14 protein-coding genes and 1 tRNA gene are annotated in these 16,513 nt (G+C 72.3%); 1 reads left to right on the forward strand and 14 read right to left on the reverse strand.

Translation table 11 applies throughout. From position 1 onward, the window contains the following. Positions 1-122 precede the first annotated feature (122 nt). The 11 genes from rpmE to IPK37_01890 form a co-directional block, all read right to left on the reverse strand. The gene (gene rpmE, locus IPK37_01840) at positions 123-338 is read right to left on the reverse strand and encodes a 50S ribosomal protein L31 (protein QQS01248.1); all 216 of its coding nucleotides are present in this window, start codon (positions 336-338) and stop codon (positions 123-125) included. A 91-nt stretch (positions 339-429) separates the two neighbouring features. After that, positions 430-2,631: a hypothetical protein gene (locus IPK37_01845; GenBank protein ID QQS01249.1), complete on the reverse strand. Its 2,202-nt coding sequence runs from the start codon at positions 2,629-2,631 to the stop codon at positions 430-432. After that, the gene (locus IPK37_01850) at positions 2,628-4,121 is read right to left on the reverse strand and encodes a glycosyltransferase family 2 protein (protein QQS01250.1); all 1,494 of its coding nucleotides are present in this window, start codon (positions 4,119-4,121) and stop codon (positions 2,628-2,630) included. The genes IPK37_01845 and IPK37_01850 overlap by 4 nt, the downstream gene beginning before the upstream one ends. Then, positions 4,118-5,215: a HEAT repeat domain-containing protein gene (locus IPK37_01855; GenBank protein QQS01251.1), complete on the reverse strand. Its 1,098-nt coding sequence runs from the start codon at positions 5,213-5,215 to the stop codon at positions 4,118-4,120. Before IPK37_01855 ends, IPK37_01850 begins: the two co-directional genes overlap by 4 nt. Further along, on the reverse strand, positions 5,212-5,586 hold the full coding sequence (locus tag IPK37_01860) for a response regulator (GenBank protein QQS01252.1): 375 nt from the start codon (positions 5,584-5,586) through the stop codon (positions 5,212-5,214). The genes IPK37_01855 and IPK37_01860 overlap by 4 nt, the downstream gene beginning before the upstream one ends. A gap of 171 nt (positions 5,587-5,757) precedes the next feature. Next, positions 5,758-7,893, reverse strand: a complete 2,136-nt coding sequence (rho, locus tag IPK37_01865) for a transcription termination factor Rho (protein QQS01253.1) — start codon at positions 7,891-7,893, stop codon at positions 5,758-5,760. Between the two features lie 298 nt (positions 7,894-8,191). Beyond that, positions 8,192-9,223, reverse strand: coding sequence for a homoserine kinase (locus IPK37_01870; GenBank protein ID QQS01254.1), 1,032 nt, complete (start codon positions 9,221-9,223; stop codon positions 8,192-8,194). Between the two features lie 16 nt (positions 9,224-9,239). Then, positions 9,240-10,358, reverse strand: coding sequence for a threonine synthase (locus IPK37_01875; GenBank protein ID QQS01255.1), 1,119 nt, complete (start codon positions 10,356-10,358; stop codon positions 9,240-9,242). Position 10,359: 1 nt separating this feature from the next. Continuing rightward, positions 10,360-11,706 (reverse strand): homoserine dehydrogenase, encoded by a 1,347-nt coding sequence (locus IPK37_01880; protein ID QQS01256.1) that lies wholly within the window; start codon positions 11,704-11,706, stop codon positions 10,360-10,362. A 275-nt stretch (positions 11,707-11,981) separates the two neighbouring features. Then, a complete protein-coding gene (lysA, locus tag IPK37_01885) occupies positions 11,982-13,415 on the reverse strand; it encodes a diaminopimelate decarboxylase (GenBank protein QQS02606.1) in 1,434 nt (477 codons plus the stop codon). Positions 13,416-13,455: 40 nt separating this feature from the next. Continuing rightward, on the reverse strand, positions 13,456-15,129 hold the full coding sequence (locus tag IPK37_01890; GenBank protein QQS01257.1) for an arginine--tRNA ligase: 1,674 nt from the start codon (positions 15,127-15,129) through the stop codon (positions 13,456-13,458). A gap of 146 nt (positions 15,130-15,275) precedes the next feature. Here IPK37_01890 and IPK37_01895 point away from each other — a divergent pair. Then, positions 15,276-15,350: transfer RNA gene (locus tag IPK37_01895), tRNA-Arg, on the forward strand. Positions 15,351-15,368: 18 nt separating this feature from the next. On the opposite strand, the gene IPK37_01900 is transcribed toward IPK37_01895, so the two are convergent. From IPK37_01900 to IPK37_01910, 3 genes are all read right to left on the reverse strand, one after another. Then, the gene (locus tag IPK37_01900; protein ID QQS01258.1) at positions 15,369-15,689 is read right to left on the reverse strand and encodes a type II toxin-antitoxin system PemK/MazF family toxin; all 321 of its coding nucleotides are present in this window, start codon (positions 15,687-15,689) and stop codon (positions 15,369-15,371) included. Position 15,690: 1 nt separating this feature from the next. Then, positions 15,691-15,909 (reverse strand): hypothetical protein, encoded by a 219-nt coding sequence (locus tag IPK37_01905; protein QQS01259.1) that lies wholly within the window; start codon positions 15,907-15,909, stop codon positions 15,691-15,693. Positions 15,910-16,038: 129 nt separating this feature from the next. Next, positions 16,039-16,422 (reverse strand): hypothetical protein, encoded by a 384-nt coding sequence (locus tag IPK37_01910; protein ID QQS01260.1) that lies wholly within the window; start codon positions 16,420-16,422, stop codon positions 16,039-16,041. Positions 16,423-16,513: the final 91 nt, after the last annotated feature.

A 16,513-nucleotide genomic window follows, 5' to 3' on the forward strand; every position in this document is an offset into this window, starting at 1 on the left:
CCTTTCGAGCGTCGCTGGGCGGTCGAGTCGCCGCGCTCGGCGCGGGCCCCGACCCGGGGGCGGACATGCCGCGACGCCGGTCCCGGCGCGAAGGCGCCCGGAGACCGGCGTCGGCGAGGTCGCTACTTGGCGGCCTTCTTGGCGTAACGAGCCTGGAACCGGGCCACGCGGCCACCGGTGTCGAGGATCTTCTGCTTGCCCGTGTAGAACGGGTGGCACTGGCTGCACACGTCGGCGTTGATGACGCCGCTCTTGGCGGTGCTGCGCGTGGTGAAGCTATTGCCGCAGGTGCACGTCACGGTCGTGACGCCGTAGGCGGGGTGAATGTCCTTCTGCACGGGTCTCTCCTTGGAGGCGATCGGAGCCGGGTCGTCGTGCCGGAGGCGGTACGACGTGAACCGGAGCCAGTCCTCAAGTGTGCCAGAGGGCTCAATGCGGCCGGAAATCGGCCCCCCTCACCCGCCCGCGCCGCCGCGAATCGGGCCTCAGGCGCCCTGGGGGGCGTGCGCGGCGACGGGCAGCTCGACGACCACCGTCGTCCCGGCACCCTCCGTCGAGGACAGCTGCAGGCGGCCGCCGTGCGCTTCGCACGATGCCCTTCACCACGACGAGGCCGAGCCCGGTGCCGGGGACCTCCGCCTTGGTGGCGTTGCTCGCCCGGAAGAACCGGGTGAACAGCTTGCTCTGCTCGGCCGCGGGAATGCCCATGCCCTCGTCCGAGCAGACGATGCGCACCGAATCGCTGCCGATCGCTCGCAGCGTCCGCACCCGGACCCGGCCGCCGGCCGGGGTGAACTTCACGGCATTCGACAACAGGTTGGTGAGCACCCGCGCCAGTTGCGCCCGGTCCCCGTCGACGGGAACCCCGGTCATCGAGGCGATGTCGAGGATGACGCCCTTGGCCCCGGCCAGCGGAGCCATCTCCTCGGCGGCGTGGGCGACCAGCCGGTCGAGATCGACGGCCTCGACCTCGCCGGTCACCCCGTCGCGCATCCGGTTGATCAACAGCAGGTCCTCAATCAGGCCACGCAGCCGCACGGCGTTGCGTTCGATGACCGCCAACATGCGCGCCTGTTCCTCGCTGAGCCGGCCCGCGTCGCCGTCGCCGAGCAGCTCCAGGTAGCCGTTGATCGAGGTCAGGGGGGTGCGCAGCTCGTGCGACACCGTGGACAGGAAGCCGTCCTTCTGCCGGTCCAGGTCCTCCAGCCGCTGCCCGTGCTCGGCCCGCGCCCGCCCGACCTCGGCCGCCTCCACGGCCAGTCCGATCTCCGCCGCGATGGCCTGCACGAAGCTCGTCTCGGTCGCGGTCCACGCGCGCGGGGACGGCTCGGTGGCCGTCAAGACCCCGCGGGGGGTGCTGGCCGTGCCGAAGGCGGCGATGATGGCGGCGCCGTGCTGGCGCCGCTCGCCCGACGGCGTCGGGAGCGCGGGCCCGTCCGCCGCCAGGTCTTCGACCACCAGGCAGCGATCGCCGGTCCACAGCCGCCGTACGTCGTCCTGGATCGCGACCAGCGCGTCCCGCTCGACGAGCGAACGAGCCAACTGGGCCCGCGGCTCGAACGACGTACAGTTGCCGCCCTCCGACCCGTGCGTGATCACGCAGACCACCCGGCCGGCCGACAGGGCCGCGCTCACCCCCTCGACGGCCATCGCGAACGCGGATTCCACGCTCTGCGCGTCCTGAATGCGCCGGGCCAGTTCGCGCGTCGTCTGCGACAGCGCCAAGGCGTAGGCCTGCTCGTCAAGGAGGGCGTGCTGGGCCGCGGTCAGGGCGTTGAGTCCCCGCGCCAGGTCGCGCACCTCCCGGGCTCCGCTGCGCTCGTCGGCCCACGCCGTTCGGCTTCCGCCGGCCTGGTGGCGGCAGGTGTCGCGCAGCCGAGCGAGGGGGCCGGTGAGCCCACGGGTGGTCGAGAGCCCGACGGCCCAGGCCGCCACGAGCGCGGCCAGGGTGGCCATCAACACCTGGCGCTGCGTCTGGCGGATCGTTGCGCTCATGTCCTGGCGCAGGGCGTCCCGTTCGACGATGATCCGACGGCTGACGTCGTCGTTGGCCTGGCTGGACGCATCGAACAGCTTGTCCCCCGAGGCGATGAACGCCGGGTCGAGGTCGAAGCGGGACTGGACCGTGCGGGCGAACTCCCACCAGGCGGTGACGGCGTCGCGCTGCCGCTGCCGCAACCGCTCCAGGTCAGCCCGTGCGGCCGTGTCGCTCGTGTATTCGGCCCGGGACAGCAGCGCGTCCACCCGTTGCAGGTCCGAGGGATAGCGCGACTCGGCGTCGGCGTACCGCTTGCGGAAGTCCTCGACGTTCAAGGCGCCGTTGGCCACCCCGGAACGCAGCGAGAGGTTGGCGACGAGATAGCCGCGCAGCGAGGACTGCGCGGTGATCATCGTGTTCGCCACGTCTCGGTTGGCGTCGAGGGCGGGCGCCACCGCCGTGGTGTTCCGTTCGGTGCTCGCGAGGGAATCGCGCAGGCCGAGCAACGCCACCACCCCACCGATCATGACCAGCACGCCGAAGACCGCGGTGAGCAGCATCAACCGCGAGCGCACGGACACGGCCGGCAGCACCTGCCGGTCGGTCAGCAGCCCTCGCGCGGTCGATGCCTGCGCTCCGCGATCTCGGTTCATCCGGCTCGGTCCCCCTCGAGGACGCGCGCGCCGGCCGGCGCCGTGACGGAGTCCGGGACGGCCTCGGTGAAGCCGGTGCGGGTCATCGTCCCCCACACCTGCTGGGACCGGCGGATCCCGTCCCACGCCCCGCGGCAGCGCCACACGGCCGTCAGCTGGCGGTAGCCGAAGTTCTCCAGCAGCGAGGCGACCAGGCAGACGGCCAGGTCGCGCCACCGGGGGTAGCGATGGAACGTGAGCTCCTCAATGGCGAGCGCGGTGAGGTTGATGCAGACCGCGTAGCCGTAGGCGACCGCGATGAACAACACCGCGTACGCCGGCTGCACCAGGCCCAGCACGAAGCCCAGGGCCATGAGCAGCAACCCGCCGAGTTCCAGCGCCGGAGCGGCGAGCTCGAACAGCCAGAACCACGGCAACACGACCATGCCGATGCGCCCGTAGCGGGGGTTGAACACCATGCCGCGGTACTTCCAGAGCACCTCCCACAGGCCGCGATGCCAGCGGGTGCGCTGCCGGCGCAGCACCTGGCGGGTGACCGGCACCTCCGTCCAGCAGACCGGCTCGGACACGAAGAACACCCGGTAGTCCTCGCCCCGCGACCGGAACAGCCGGTGGATGCGCATGACCAGCTCGAAGTCCTCACCCAGGCTGCCGTGGTCCAGGCCGCCGATGTCGACCAGCATGTCGCGCCGGAAGACGCCGAACGCCCCGCTGATGATGATGAGGCCCTGCAGCCGCGACCAGCCGGATCGGCCCATGAGGAACGCGCGCAGGTACTCCACGACCTGGATCCGGGCCAGCCAGTCGCGGGGCGAGGCGACCTGGACGACGCGGCCGTCCTGCACCGTGCAGCCGTTCGCGGCGCGGATCACCCCGCCGGTGGCGACGGTGCGCACCGGGTCGACGACAAAGGGTTCGGTGACGGCGATCAACGCGTCGGGATCGAGCACCGAGTCCGCATCGACGATGGCCACGACGTGCTGGGTCGCGGCGTTGATGCCGGTGTTGACGGCCTCGGTCTTGCCGGAGTTCGCCTTGCGCACCACGGTCAGGCGGGTGCGGCCGTCGTCGGGCACGTAGACGCCCAGGATCTCGGCGCGGACCGGCACGTCCATCGGGATCTCGCGGTCCACGCCCACCAGCTCGAACCGCCTCACCAGGGTGGCGAACGTGTCGTCGGTCGACCCGTCGTCGACGACGATCACCTCGTGGCGCGGGTGCCGCAGGCTGAGCAGCGACTCCACCGCGGGGACGATGCCCGCCGCCTCGTTGTACGCCGGGACGATGAGGCTCACCCCCGGCACCATCGGCGAGGCCGCCGCCGCGTCCCGGTCGACCCAGGTGCGGCGCCGCACGTGGGCGCCGAAGTCGTACGCCCCGGCCAGCATGAGCACCAGATAGGACGTGTTGATGAGCAGGAAGTAGACCAGGATCGGCGTCTCGCACAGGCGCAGCGCCCCGGCGATGACGTACCGCAGTGCGTCCATCATGCCGGGACCACCTCCGCGCGCAGGCGGGCCAGGTGCAGACAGGCCGAGGCCACCCGCCGGGCCGCATCCGCGCCGCTCATGGCACTGGTGAGGAGTTCGTGGCCCCGCTCCCCCATCGCGGCCAGGGCGTCCCCGGCCGCGGTCGCCACCGACCGGTCGTCGTCGCCCAGCAGGCGGGCGAGGCGCTCCGCCGCGGTCGGCGTACCGAGGTGACCGAGCGCACCCACCGCCGCGCGGCGCAGCCGGGCCGGGACCAACGGATCCAGGTAGGCCGCCAGCACGGACACGTCCTGGGGGTCGCCGAGCGTGCCCAGCAGCGCCATCAGCGTCTCCTTCGTGCCGACCTCGGGTTCGAAGAGCATGCAGACACGCGCCGGGGCGAGAGCGGCCGGGAACGACCCGTGCAGGGCCACCTGCGCCGCCACGGCGCGCACGTGCGCGTCCTTCGAGCTGAGGGCCTGCGCCACCGCGTCCTGGCAGCCGGGGCCGATCCGCAGCAGGGCCTCGGCGGCCACCCACGCGGGCAGACCGGAGTGACCGTCGCGCACGCCGGGCTGGTGACCGGCCGCGGCCAGGAGCGCCGACGCCACGGTGGGGTCGCCCACCATCCCGAGGGCCCGCGCCGCGACGAAGCGCACGTCGCCGGACGGATCCTGCAGCAGCCGGCACAGCGCGGGCACGGCCTGGGCGTCCCGGGCCAAACCGACGAGGTACGCCGCACGGGCGCGCCGTCCCGCCAACCGGGAGGTCAAGCCCTCTCGGGCCCGAGCCAACTCGCCGAAGCCCTCGACCAGCGCCCCGAGCTCGACGGCGGGCTTGCCGCGGACCTTCGCCAGCAGGGCGATGACCGCGGGCCGCACGCTCGCCCAGTCGCGCCGGGACAAGGTGGCGAGCTCCGCCCACGCCGCGCGGTCCTCGTCCTCCCCGGAGGCGACTTCGAGCAGGAGGTGTCGGTAACGACCCTGCACCCGCGCCAGCGCCCGCTCCCGGCGGCGCCGACTGACGCGGGCCTGCACCGTCAGCCCGATCAGGGCGACGGCCACCACCGCGAGGGCCGACAGGGACAGCAGGAGCAGGCTGGACGAGCCCGTCATCGCCCCAGCACCGCGGCGACCCGATGAACGAGCTCGCGCGGGCTGAACGGCTTGATGACGTAGTCGGTCGCGCCGCACGCGAACCCGTCCTCGACGTCCACGTCGCGGCTGCGCGCCGTCAACAGGATCACGGGGATGTTCGCGGTCGCGGCGGATTCGCGCGCCTTGCGCAGGACGTCGAGGCCGGACAGGCCGGGCATCATCACGTCGAGCAGCGCGAGCCGCGGCGGGCGCTCGGTCATCGCGGCCCACGCGGAGGCGCCATCGGAGTACGCCTCCACCGTGTAGCCCGACTGCGTCAGCTTGAACGTGACCAGGTCACGAATGTCTGCGTCGTCGTCGGCCACGAGGATGTGGCTAGGTCCGGTCATGGCGTTCCCCCGAGTGCAGAGACGGCGAAACGACCGCCGTCCGTGGCGTGTGATGCGAATCCGTGGGCCCACCCGCGAGCATCGCAGGGAGACCGACTACCCATCGACCGGCCACCAGGGGATCTAAGCGTCCGTCTCAGGTCCGGGACAGGACCCGAGACGGGGCCTTCGTCACTCCTCGTCGTCGAGCTTGATGCTGCTGTTGCGCTGCACCATCATGAGGAACTCGGCGTTGTGTTTGGTCTTCTTGAGCTGCGCCAGCAGCAACTCCAGCGCCGCCTGGGACTCCAGCGCGGACAGGATCCGGCGGAGCTTCCACATGAGCTTGAGCTCCTCGGGGCTCATGAGGATCTCTTCGCGGCGCGTCCCCGACGGGTTCACGTCGACGGCCGGGAAGATGCGCCGGTCAGCGAGCTGGCGGCTGAGCCGCAGCTCCATGTTGCCGGTGCCCTTGAACTCCTCGAAGATCACCTCGTCCATCTTGGAGCCGGTCTCGACCAGCGCCGTGGCGAGGATCGTCAGCGAGCCGCCGTTCTCGATGTTGCGGGCCGCGCCGAAGAATCGCTTCGGCGGGTAGAGGGCGCTGGAGTCCACACCACCGGACAGGATGCGACCAGAGGCGGGCGCCGCGAGGTTGTAGGCCCGACCCAGGCGGGTGATCGAGTCGAGCAGCACGACCACGTCGTGGCCCAGCTCGACCAGGCGCTTGGCGCGCTCGATCGCCAGCTCCGCGACCGTCGTGTGGTCGTCAGCCGGCCGGTCGAAGGTCGAGGCGATGACCTCGCCCTTCACCGTGCGCTGCATGTCCGTGACCTCCTCGGGGCGCTCGTCGACGAGCACGACCATGAGGTGGGCCTCGGGGTTGTTCTTGGTGATCGCGTTGGCGATGGCCTGCAGGATCAGCGTCTTGCCGGCCTTCGGCGGGCTGACGATGAGCCCGCGCTGGCCCTTGCCGATCGGGCTGACCAGGTCGATGATTCGGGTCGTGTGGATGTTCGACTCGGTCTCCAGCCGCAGCCGCTCCTGCGGATACAGCGGCACCAGCTTGGAGAACTCGACCCGATTGCGCGCCGCGTCCGGGTTGGTCCCGTTCACCGTGTCGAGGCGCACCAGGGCGTTGAACTTCTGCCGCGCCGGCAGCTGCTCGCCCTCCCGCATGGCCTTGACCGCGCCGGTCACCGCGTCGCCCTTGCGCAGCCCGTGCTTCTTGACGATGCCGAGCGGCACGTACACGTCGTTCGGTCCCGGCAGGTAGCCGCTGGTCCGCACGAAGGCGTAGTTGTCGAGCACGTCGAGGATGCCCGCGATCGGGACGAGCACGTCGTCCTCGGAGAAGGTCTCCAGCTGGTCGCTGTAGTCCTCACCCATGCCGCCGCGGGTGCCGCGGCGCTTGCGGTCTCGGCTGCGCTGCCGGTTGCGACGACGCCCGCCCGGGCCGTCGTCGTCGTCCCGGAACCGCCGGTTGTCGCCCTGCCGGTTGTCCGACTGCTGGCGGTTATCGCCTTGCTGGCGGTTGTCGCCCTGCTGACGGTCGCGGTAGCCCTGCTGACCGCCGTCCTGCCGCTCGCGCTGGCCCTGTTGCTGGTCCCGCTGACTCTGCTGTTGCTGATCGCGCTGGCCCTGTTGGCCGCCGTCCTGCCGGTCGCGCTGGCCTTGCTGATCGCGCTGGCCCTGGTTCTGGCCGCCGTCGCGGCGCTGGTCGCCGGAGCCGTCCTGGCCCGCACGGTCGCCGTACCGCGAATCCCGCTGCCGCTCCCGGCGCGACCGGCGCCGGCCCTGCCCCTCGTCGCCCTGCCCCTGCTGGTCGGGACGCTGGCCGGCCTCCGACTGATCGGACCGCTGGCTCGGTTCGCTTCGTTCGCCTGCGTCGCTCGCCTGACTGGGACGCGACGCAGCGTCGCCGCCCGTCGGCTCGGGCCCGCCGGCCTGCGCCGGCTGCTCGGCGCGCTGGTCCGGCGCGCTGACCGGGGCGACCGCACGACGCGTACGCCGAGTGGGGCCACCCGCTCCCGCCGTACCGTCGACACCCGCCGCGTCCGCCTCACCCGCGCCGCCCGCCGACCGGCCGGCGTCGGAGCCCTGCGGAGCACTGCTCGCGTCCGTGCCCGCCGCGCGCGACGCGGACCGCGGGGAGGAGCCGCCCTGCCGGTCCTTGATGGCCAGGATGAGGTCGCCCTTGCGCATCCCGGAGGTGCCGGAGATGCCCATGCCCTGGGCGAGGCTCTGGAGCTCTGCCAGTCGCATGGTCGTGAGCCCTCGGCGCTTGGGCGCCTCGACAGGCAGGGTGAGCTCGGTGGTGTCGGTCACGAAGGTCCTTCCCTCGTCACGCGGGCCCGCATCGTGGCGGTCCCGTCATCGGCCGGCGTCTTGCCGTGGGCTCGCAGAGAGCCACGGAGGCGCCGATGTGTGCTTGCCACCGTCCCGGGACTCGGGAGGCCGCCCGGCACTGTCTGGCCGGAACTGTGGCGGCGAATTTTGGGGGGCGGCGACGGGATCTCAATCGACCGTCGGAGTGCTCCAGTGCGCCCCACGACCGCGGCGATCTGCCTGAGGTCGAACTGCGCTCCCCGTGGAGCATGACGAATGTAGCACGTCCGGCGGCGTGTCACCGAGTCGGCGGCTGCGGCGGCAGGGTCCCGCCCACCCGCCGGGCACGCACCCCGTCGGCGGGCACGCCGGGCGCGCCGATCTCCCATCGGGCGTCCTCCAGGGCCACGATCTCGGCCACGATCGACCGGGCCCGCTCCGCGTGTTCCCTGGTGACCAGCAGCATCACCGTCGGGCCCGCGCCCGAGACGACGGCCGCCAGACCCCGCGCGCGCACCCGATCGACGACCCGCATCGTGGCGGGGTACGCGATGCGCCGCTGCTCCTGATGCAGCCAGTCGCGCGTCGCGGCGAGCAGCAGGTCGGGCCGGCGTGTCATCGCCTCCACGAGCAGGGCGGCTCGGCCGGCGTTGAGCGAGGCCGACTTCAACGGCACCTCGGTCGGCAGCGCCGCCCGGGCCGCGGCCGTGGACAGCTCGATGTCGGGAACGAGCACGATCGGTTCGATGCCCGGGTGCACCTCGATGCGGACCGTGTGCACGCCCGCGACGGCGGCGACGTCGTCGCTCCACGACACGGTCAGTCCGCCGTACACGCTCGCCGAGCTGTTGTCCGGGTGCCCCTCGGCCTGGGCGGCCAGCTCGCCGACGAAGGCCAGATCCAGCGGTACGTCGTCGCCGGGCGCCGCCTCGGCGGTGGCGGAGGCTGGAGCCGCCGACCCCGCAGCCACGACCAGCGCGTTGGCCAGCGCGAACCCGGCCACGGCCGCCGTGGCCGAGCTGCCCAGGCCGCGGCTGTGCGGCACCCGGTTCGTGCAGCGGAGGTCGAGGCCGGCGGGCAGGGCGTACCCCTGCGCGGCCAGCCCGCGCGCGAGGCACCGGTACACGAGATGGCGACCATCGCGGGGCACCTGCCCCGAGCCCTCGCCCACGACGTCGATGCGCAGGCCGGCGCCGCCCACCTGGACCGTGTAGTCGTCCCACACGCCCAGCGCGAGCCCGATCGAGTCGAAGCCGGGCCCGAGGTTGGCGCTGCTCGCGGGCACGGTCACGGCGACGGCGAGGCCGTCGGGCAGGCTCGCCAGCACCATCGCCGTCGTCGTCCCGTCAGCTCTCGAGGCCCAGCGCCCGCGCGGCGCTGACGGCGTCGACAGGGATCCGGGTCGGCAGGACCTCCGTGCCGTCCGCCGTCTTCAGCGCCCAGGCAGGGTCCTTGAGGCCGTGCCCGGTGACGGTGCAGACGATGGTCGCCCCGCCGGGCACGCGGACCGCGGCGTGCATCTTGAGCAGGCCCGCGACACTGGCGGCCGACGCCGGCTCGACGAACACGCCCTCGGTGGCGGACAGCAGCCGGTGCGCGGCCAGGATCTCCTCGTCCGTGACGAAGTCGATCAGCCCGCCGGAGGTGTCCCGGGCCTCCTCGGCCTGCTTCCAACTGGCCGGGTTGCCGATCCGGATGGCGGTGGCGATGGTCTCGGGGTCGTCGACGGGGTGGCCGAGGACGATGGGCGCGGCGCCGGCCGCCTGGAAGCCCCACATCTGGGGGGTGTGGCTGGCCGGGCCGGATGACGAGGCCGCCGCCGCGTCGGGGCCGGTGGCGCCCGGCGTGCCCTCGACGTACTCCCGGTAGCCCCGCCAGTAGGCGGTGATGTTGCCGGCGTTGCCCACCGGCAGGCAGTGGATGTCGGGGGCGTCGCCGAGGGCGTCGACGATCTCGAAGCTCGCGGTCTTCTGGCCCTCGATCCGGGCCGGGTTCACCGAGTTGACCAGCTCGATCGGGTAGGACTCGGCGAGCTTGCGGGCCACCTCCAGGCAGGCGTCGAAGTTGCCGTCGACCTGCAGCAGCGTGGCGCCGTGCGCGACCGCCTGGGACAGCTTGCCCATCGCGATCTTGCCGTCCGGCACCAGGACGCCGCAGGCCATGCCGGCCTTGGTGGCGTACGCGGCGGCGCTGGCACTCGTGTTGCCCGTGGAGGCGCAGATGACCGCCTTCGCGCCGGCGGCCGCCGCCATCGAGATCGCGGTCGTCATGCCGCGGTCCTTGAACGAGCCGGTCGGGTTGAGCCCCTCGAACTTCACGAGGACCCGCGCACCCACCCGCTCCGACAGCTTCTCGACCTCGATCAGCGGCGTGCCGCCCTCGAGGAGGGTCACCACGGGGGCGCCCGCGAGCATGGGCAGTCGGTCCGCGTACTCGCGGATCACCCCGCGCCACTGGTGGGCCATCTCATTCCCCTTCCACGCGCATGACGCTGGTCACGCCGCGCACGATCTCCATGGTCGACAGCGCGTCGACGGTGGCCGCCAGGGCCTCGTCCGGCGCCGTATGGGTGACGATCACGAGCTGAGCGCCGACGCGGGCACCGTCGTCGTCCACGTGGGTCTCCTGGCGGACCTGCTCGATCGAGACCGCGTGCTCGGCGAAGACCCCGGCGATCTGGGCCAGCACCCCCGGCCGGTCGAGGACGTCGAGACTGAAGTAATACCTGGTCAGGGCCCGCCCCATCGGCAACACGGGCAGGTCGGCGTAGGCGGACTCGCGCGGCCCCAGCCCGCCGCCCACCCGGTGCCGGGCGACGGCGACGACGTCGCCGAGGATCGCGGACGCGGTGGGATCGCCGCCCGCGCCGGGCCCGTAGAACATCAGCTGCCCCGCGGCGCTGGCCTCGACGAAGACCGCGTTGAAGGCCTCCCGGACGCCGGCCAGGGGGTGGCTGTTCGGGATCATCGCGGGGTGAACGCGCACGCTGACGCCGGCCGCTCCGCCCGGCGCCGCACCCGCGGCGACCCGCTCGCAGATCGCCAGCAGCTTGACGACGCAGCCCATCTCCGCGGCCGCGGCGACGTCGGCCGCGCTGACCTCGGTGATGCCCTCGCGGTAGACGTCCCGGCTGCTCACCCGCGTGTGGAAGGCGAGGCTCGCGAGGATGGCGGCCTTGGCGGCGGCGTCGAAACCCTCCACATCGGCGGTCGGGTCGGCCTCGGCGTAGCCCAGCGCCTGCGCCTGCTGCACCGCCTCGGCGAACCCGGCGCCGGTAGTCGCCATCTTGTCGAGGACGTAGTTGGTGGTGCCGTTGACGATGCCGAGCACGCGCCGTACGTCGTCGCCCGCGAGCGACTCCCGCAGCGGGCGCAGCAGCGGGATCGCCCCGGCGACCGCGGCCTCGTAGTACAGATCGACGCCGTGCTGCCGGGCGGCGGCGTACAGGGTCGGACCGTCCTCGGCGAGCAGCGCCTTGTTGGCGGTGACGACGCTCGCGCCGTGCTCCATGGCCCGCAGGATGAGCCCGCGGGCGGGTTCGATCCCGCCGATCACCTCGACCACGATGTCGGCCCGCTCGACGAGCGCCTCCGCGTCGGCGGTGAACGCCTCCGCCGGCAGGCCGGTGTCGCTGCGGTCGCGGCCGGTCCGCCGGACGGCGACGCCGACGATCTCCAGCGGCCGCCCCACCCGCGCGGCGAGGTCCGCGGCGGTCGCGGTCAGCAGCCGGGCCACGGACGAACCCACCACCCCGCAGCCGAGCAGAGCGACCCGCAACGGCTCGGACGTTGGCCCGCCAGCGTTCTCGCTCACGCGCGGTTCTCCTCACGATCTCCAGATGACGCCGAAAGCCTAGTCTGCCGACGGTCCAACCCTCTGGAGCGCACCGTCTCGCTGCCCGAGCCGCGCCCACCACGAGACCTCCGTGCCGAAGGCGCTCGGCGCTGGCGCCTTGCGGCTGGGTGCGATGCCGCCTCCCCGACGCGGAGGAGTCCGCTCTCCTGGGGTCGGGTGAACACCCGTGCGCAGGAGAGTCCACCCGCCCTCGGGAGAGCTGACTCGCGGCGCACGACGGAGTCGATCTCAGGTCAGTCCACGTCGAGGGCCAGGATGTCGTCGATCGTCTCGCGGCGGACGATGAGCCGGGCGGCGCTGTCCCGGACCGCCACCACCGGCGGGCGCGGCACGTGGTTGTACTGACTCGACAGCGCGCGGCAGTACGCCCCCGTCCCCGGCACCGCCAGCAGGTCGCCGGCGCGCAGGTCGGCCGGCAGGTATTCGTCCATGACGACGATGTCGCCCGACTCGCAGTGCTTGCCCACCACCCGGCTGATCATGGGCGGAGCGGCGCTGCGCCGGCTGGCGAGCGTCACCGAGTAGTCCGCCCCGTAGAGCGCGGTGCGGACGTTGTCGCTCATCCCGCCGTCGACCGAGACGTACGCGCGCCGGGCCCCGCCGTCCAGCTCGACCTTCTTGATGGTGCCCACCTCGTACAGCGTGAACGTGCTCGGCCCGGCGATCGCCCGGCCGGGTTCGATCGAGACCCGCGGCGCCGGGACCCCCTCGGCCGCGCACTCGCGGGTCACGATGCTCGCGAGCTGGGCGCCCAGGTCGGCCGTCGCCAGCGGGGTGTTCTCGCTCGTGTACGCGATGCCGAAGCCGCCGCCGAGGTCCAGCTCCGGCAGCTCGACGGCGTGCTCGCGGGCGACAGCCGCGTGCAGCCCGAGCACCCGCCGCGCGGCCACCTCGAAGCCGGCCGTGTCGAAGATCTGGGAGCCGATGTGGCTGTGCAGCCCCCGCAGGTCGAGGGTGTCGGGGTGGGCGAGCACCTGCGCCGCCGCCTTCGCGGCATGGCCTCCCGCCAGCGAGAACCCGAATTTCTGATCCTCGTGGGCGGTCGCGATGAACTCGTGGGTGTGCGCCTCGACCCCCGCGGTGACCCGGATCATCACCGGCGCGACGACGCCCAGCTCGGCGGCGACTGCGGCCACCCGCTCGATCTCGGCGTAGCTGTCGAGGACGATGCGCCCTACGCCGTACTCCAGCGCCGCGCGAACCTCCGCCACCGACTTGTTGTTCCCGTGCATGCCGATCCGCGCCGCGGGGAAGCCCACCGCCATCGCGACGGCCAGTTCGCCGCCGCTGCACACGTCGAGGCCCAGGCCCTCCTCCGCCACCCAGCGCGCGACGGCCGAGCAGAGGAAGGCCTTGCCGGCGTAGTACACGTCCAGGCCCGGCCCTGATCCGTCCGGGCCGGCGAACGGCGCGGCGAATTCGTCGCGGAAGGCCCGCGCGCGGGCGCGGAAGTCGTCCTCGTCCACGACGTACGCCGGGGTCCCGAACTCCTGCGCGATCCGGGTGACCGGCACCCCCGCGATGGCGAGCACGCCGTCGGCGCCCTTGGCCACGTTGCGGGCCCAGAGCACCGGCAGCAGGGCGTTGACGTCCTCCGGATGGGGCAGCCACTGGGGGGCGGCGCCGTAGCCGTCGCTGTGCAGCGCGCCCGCCTCGTGCGCGCGCATCACCTTGCCCATCGGTGCCCCTCCCGCCCGGTCCCGAGGCTCACAGCTGCTCGGGCGCCGAGACGCCCAGCAGGTCGAGGCCGTTCGCGAGCACCTGCCGGGTGGCGTCGTTGAGCCACAGCCGGGTCCGGTGCAGGTCGGTGACCGGCTCGGGCTCGTCGTCGACCAGGGCCGGGCGCACGCGGCACTCGTCGTACCACTTGTGATAGCGCGCCGCGAGGTCCTCCAGGTAGCGGGCCACCCGGTGCGGCTCGCGCAGCGCCGCCGCCTGGGCGACGATCCGCGGGTAGTCGCCGAGGATCGCCAGCAGCGCCGACTCGGTCTCGTGGGTCAGCAGGGCGGGGTCGAACCCGTCCGCACGCCGTACGTCGTCGCCCGCGGCCAACCGGGCGACATTGCAGGTCCGGGCGTGCGCGTACTGCACATAGAAGACCGGGTTGTCGTTCGTCCGGCGCCGCATCTCCTCGCCGTCGAGCGAGAGCGGGGAGTCGGCGGGGTAGCGGGCCATCGAATAGCGCACCGGATCGGTGCCGATGTCCTCGATGAGGTCGGTCAGGTAGAGCGCGTTGCCCTTGCGCTTGCCCATGCGGACGCCGGCGATGTTGATGAGCTGGCCGATCAGCACCTCGATGTTGACCTCGGGGTCGTCCCCCGCGCAGGCGGCGATGGCCTTGAGGCGGTTCACGTACCCGTGGTGGTCCGCCCCGAGCATGTAGACCTTCTCTGGGAAGCCGCGGTCCTTCTTGGACAGGTAATAGGCGGCGTCCGCGGCGAAGTAGGTCGGGACACCGTCGGCGCGGATCAGAACGCGGTCCTTGTCGTCACCGAACGTCGTGGTCCGCAGCCAGATCGCGCCGTCGCTCTCGAAGACGTGGCCCTGCTCGCGCAGCCGATCGATGGCCGCGCTCACCGCGCCGCTCTCGTGCAGCGTCTTCTCGCTGAACCACACGTCGAAGCTCACCCCGAAGTCGACCAGGGTGTCGCGGATGTGGGCCAGCTGCAGCTCATAGCCCAGGTCCCGGGCCAGGGCGACGGCCGCGTCGTGGTCGGTCGCGTTCAGCTCGAGCAGGTCGGGGCGCCGGGCGAGGGCCTGCCGGGCCAGTTCCTCGACGTACTCCCCCGGGTACCCCCCCTCGGGCACCTCCTCGCCCGTGAGCTTGGCGATGATCGAGGCTCCGAACTTGTCCATCTGGGCGCCGGCGTCGTTGATGTAGTACTCGCTCGTGACGCTGGCCCCGGCCGCCGCGAGCAGCCGGCGCAGCGCGTCACCGAGGGCGGCCCAGCGGGTGTGGCCGATGTGCAGCGGGCCGGTGGGGTTGGCGGAGATGAATTCAAGGTTCACGGTGTGCCCGGCGAGGGCGTCGCCACGGCCGTACGCCGTGCCGGCCTCGACGATCGTGCGGGCCAGCTCGCCCGCGCTTGCGGCGTCGAGGGTGATGTTGAGGAAGCCCGGACCGGCGACGTCGGCGCCGGCGACGCCCGGGGTGGCGGCCAGGCGCTCGGCGAGGACCGTCGCCAGCTCGCGGGGGTTCTGCCCTGCTTTCTTCGCGAGCTGCATCGCGACATTGGTCGACCAGTCGCCGTGGTCGCGGTTCTTGGGACGTTCCACCCGGACGGTCGTCGGCACGGCCTCGGCCGGCAGCGAGGTCTGGCCGGCGGCGACGGCGTCGCGCAGACAGGCGGTGATGGCGGAGGCGAGCTCGTCGGGTGTCACCTGGGCATTCTAGGGATGCGCGCGAACGGCTCCGTCATGGCCGTGCCGCCCCCGCCCCACCAGCAGGTTCAGTGCTCCCCACCCACACCTGGTAAGGTCTTCTCCTGCGCCGCCGACCAGCTCTTTTCGGGTCAGCGCCGCGATCGGCCCCCGTAGCTCAGGGGATAGAGCACCGCCCTCCGGAGGCGGGAGCGCAGGTTCGAATCCTGCCGGGGGCGCCACCAGACCGACGGAGCGCGTCACAGGCCGAGGTACGTGCGGACGGCCGATTCCAGCCGGTGGAGTTCCGCGGGATGTAGCCGCCCGCGCCGTCGCCGGAGGCGACTCCGGGCGATCGTGTGCAGGTCCGTGGCGTTGACGAAACTCATCTCGTACTTGGTCAAGCCCGACTCGGCGTCGACCGGAATGTGGGTGGGGGCAGGCCCCGGCGTACCGGTGACGACGGCGACCGTCACCGCCGCGAGGCGGCCAATCATCGGGTTGATGGTGAGAACAACGCAGGGATGCTCGCCGACCAGAGGTATCCGGGCGTCCCACACCTCGCCGCGGAGTGGGTCCACCTCAGGCCTCGACGTCGTCGCTCGCTACTCCCGCCGGGAGGGGAGCGATCCCACCCCGATAAAAGTCGTCGTACGCAGCCACCATGGCCGCCTCCAGGGCACGCTCATGCACGAGCCGCAAGCCCTCACGCACGAGCGCCGAGGGACCCTCCAGGCCGAGGACCACCGCGTCCTCCTGAGTCAATTCGCGAGCGAAGGCGGCGTCTACCCGGGCCTGCATGATCACGGTCCCCGCCCGGGCAGCGGTTACCCGCGCACCCTTGGTTCCTCCCTGCCGACCAGCCATGTATTGACCTTGTCATACGGCCGGCTCAGGCTGCAAGAGAGGCAGGACCCGAGCGGCCGGGACTCAGCCGAAAACGGTCCCGGTCACGTAGTCGTGCAGGTGCGTCCCGTTGCGGGGGTCCTCATCGGCAGCGACGGGCGACGCGATCCGACGCAGCGCCACGCCCGACCCGAACACCGATTCACCCCAAGTGGGCTCGTGCGCGACAGCCTCGTAGTCGAGCACCGTGCCGGGTGCCGCCGAGTAGCGCAGCGCCGAGCTGAAGAACACGCCGTTGCGGATCTGCAGGATGTGGGTGCCCGCGGGGACGGTGATCTCGGTGACCTCTTCGGAGGTCGGAAGGCTGGCCACGGGCAGCCGGTCGACGCCGATCCCCCGGCCCAGGATCGTCTTGCGGTCGAGCTCCGCGTGGTGGATGCGGATGGTGGCGGTAGCGGTCGTAGCCATGGCGGTTCCTTCGACGGATGAGGCCTGCGTGGTGTAACCCACATCACATAGTAGACCCTAACTAAGGAGTACCGAAGCTCCGTCTTCGCCT

The organism is Austwickia sp. (assembly GCA_016699675.1).
In the GTDB taxonomy this organism is placed as follows: Bacteria; Actinomycetota; Actinomycetes; order Actinomycetales; family Dermatophilaceae; genus Austwickia.

Bases quoted from the DNA above. Each gene is read 5' to 3' on its own strand.
- IPK37_01845 (QQS01249.1), bottom strand. From the start codon at position 2,631: ATGAACCGAGATCGCGGAGCGCAGGCATCGACCGCGCGAGGGCTGCTG.
- IPK37_01850 (QQS01250.1), bottom strand. From the start codon at position 4,121: ATGATGGACGCACTGCGGTACGTCATCGCCGGGGCGCTGCGCCTGTGC.
- IPK37_01855 (QQS01251.1), bottom strand. From the start codon at position 5,215: ATGACGGGCTCGTCCAGCCTGCTCCTGCTGTCCCTGTCGGCCCTCGCG.
- IPK37_01860 (QQS01252.1), bottom strand. From the start codon at position 5,586: ATGACCGGACCTAGCCACATCCTCGTGGCCGACGACGACGCAGACATT.
- IPK37_01870 (QQS01254.1), bottom strand. From the start codon at position 9,223: ATGGTGCTGGCGAGCCTGCCCGACGGCCTCGCCGTCGCCGTGACCGTG.
- IPK37_01875 (QQS01255.1), bottom strand. From the start codon at position 10,358: ATGGCCCACCAGTGGCGCGGGGTGATCCGCGAGTACGCGGACCGACTG.
- lysA (QQS02606.1), bottom strand. From the start codon at position 13,415: ATGCGCGCGCACGAGGCGGGCGCGCTGCACAGCGACGGCTACGGCGCC.
- IPK37_01905 (QQS01259.1), bottom strand. From the start codon at position 15,909: ATGCAGGCCCGGGTAGACGCCGCCTTCGCTCGCGAATTGACTCAGGAG.
- IPK37_01910 (QQS01260.1), bottom strand. From the start codon at position 16,422: ATGGCTACGACCGCTACCGCCACCATCCGCATCCACCACGCGGAGCTC.